Genomic DNA, 1817 nt, shown 5'->3' with positions numbered 1-1817 from the left:
GACATGCATGGCCGCCTTCTACCTCGCCACGAAGTGAAAGGCGACACAGAAGAAAACCGTATTTACGGCGCAGCAGAACTACAACGTTGTGAAGAAATGGGCGTAAAAGCCAACGTCGTCCTAAAAATGGAAGACATGGCGCGCAGCGACAACGTCGTCTTCTCAGCAACAGGCATTACAAAAGGTGACTTGCTAGAGGGGATTTCTCGCCAAGGTAATATTGCGACAACAGAGACGCTACTCGTGCGAGGCCGTTGCCGTACCATTCGCCGCATCAAGTCGACCCATTACTTAGAGCGCAAAGATCCAGAAGTTCGCGATATCATTCTGTAATTTTTAGGTTCAGCATCGCAGAGGGTTGGCAAAGTGCTGACCCTTTTGGTTTTTGGCTCACCAAATCCCCACTCAAGTTAAGTCAACACTTTTCTTTACTAAGCCTATCGCGCATAATGTGTACGGAAATACAAATGGTGGGAATATGAAGACCGTAGATAGGATATTGCAAATCGTTAAGCGTGACGGGTCTGTCACTGCAAAACAACTCTCTTCTGAGCTTGGGATGACAACCATGGGTGCTCGCCAGCACCTGCAAGGTTTAGAAGATGAAGGCATCCTGTCGATTCACGATGTAAAAGTCAAAGTCGGACGCCCTACTCGCCATTGGTCTTTAACCCAGAAGGGACACGAGCAATTCGCCGATCGTCATGGCGAACTCACCATCCAATTTATCGAAGCCGTGGAACACATCTTCGGTAAAGATGGCCTCGACAAAGTTACCTCCGAGCGCGAAAAACTGACTTTACAAAACTATCGCCAGCACCTCGACCAATGTGAGTCTTTAGAAAGCAAACTGGAGACTTTGGTTTCTCTGCGCGAAAAAGAAGGCTACATGGCAGAGCTTGAACAAGATGAGCACGGCTTTATCTTGATCGAGAATCACTGCCCGATTTGTAAAGCCGCCACGCGTTGCCCTAGTTTATGCAAATCGGAACTGAGTGTGTTCCAGTCCTTACTCGGAGACGACACGACCGTCGAGCGTACCGAGCATATCATTAGCGGTCAACGTCGCTGCGTTTACCGAATCCGCGCTTAGATTTCGGCCCTTTCGCTCTCTCTTATAAATGAGACAGGCCAATGATTCATCCTTTACTCTGATTCCTGTGGTGTACGCTTGTAGTATTGAACACGAGTATCCATATGGATTTGGAGAAAGAGATGAGAACTCTACATACTCACGCAACGCAAGTATTACCCTCATTTGATGAACTGGTTCAGATGGCCGAAAGCGATCCAGAAGGCTTTGAACAATTTCGCCACGAGATGGCAAAAGAAATGATAGAAAGTGCATCAGAAACGATGCAACCGCGCTTATGGGCTCAGCAAAGCCATATTGATCGTGTGATTCGCAACTGCAAAAACCCTCATCACACCAACGTCGTGTTAATGAATGAACTACAAAAACAAGTCACAAAGTTCAGAGAAGCATTACAAGGAAAAGCGACGTCGGTTAAAACAGACAACGTAGTCGCCTTCAACAGAAACGATTTCTACTGATGTGAGAGTCACACCTTAGGCAGACTCCCACACTCATAAATCACTGTGGCTCAGGACCGTATTTATTCGGGCCTGATGTGCCTTTCAAAAAACCACACTCAATCAAAATCCAAAGCCCACAAATTAATGAAATCGAAGCAATGAACAGCTGTGGCGTTGAAGGCTCTTGCGCCATTGGGCTTGTCATCGGCGTTGCGATGCGACCAATCACCAAAGGAATATTCAAGCCTAACCAGTAGATCGACTTGTCGCGGTCATGCCAT

The 1817-nt window shown here is 47.1% G+C and carries 4 protein-coding genes; 3 read left to right on the top strand and 1 reads right to left on the bottom strand.

All coding sequences use genetic code 11. From position 1 onward, the window contains the following. The 3 genes from R8N46_RS24440 to R8N46_RS24430 form a co-directional block, all read left to right on the top strand. The coding region (locus R8N46_RS24440; RefSeq protein ID WP_318189681.1) for a fructose-bisphosphatase class II at positions 1 to 333 on the top strand (333 nt) is incomplete at its 5' end. 145 nt (positions 334 to 478) lie between these two features. Then, positions 479 to 1093, top strand: coding sequence for a helix-turn-helix transcriptional regulator (locus R8N46_RS24435; RefSeq protein ID WP_025503132.1), 615 nt, complete (start codon positions 479 to 481; stop codon positions 1091 to 1093). A gap of 104 nt (positions 1094 to 1197) precedes the next feature. Further along, entirely contained in the window at positions 1198 to 1554 is a 357-nt protein-coding gene (locus R8N46_RS24430; protein ID WP_318189680.1) for a DUF3135 domain-containing protein, read from the top strand. A 40-nt stretch (positions 1555 to 1594) separates the two neighbouring features. Here R8N46_RS24430 and R8N46_RS24425 read toward each other — a convergent pair. Continuing rightward, positions 1595 to 1817 (bottom strand): DUF805 domain-containing protein (locus R8N46_RS24425; RefSeq protein ID WP_412079895.1); only part of this gene is annotated, 223 nt, incomplete at its 5' end.

Origin of the sequence: Vibrio sp. 1874 (assembly GCF_033344395.1) — a bacterium.
In the GTDB taxonomy this organism is placed as follows: domain Bacteria; phylum Pseudomonadota; class Gammaproteobacteria; order Enterobacterales; family Vibrionaceae; genus Vibrio; species Vibrio alginolyticus.
Note: the sequence above shows the minus strand (reverse complement) of the source record. Positions and strands in the feature narration are given on the sequence as shown.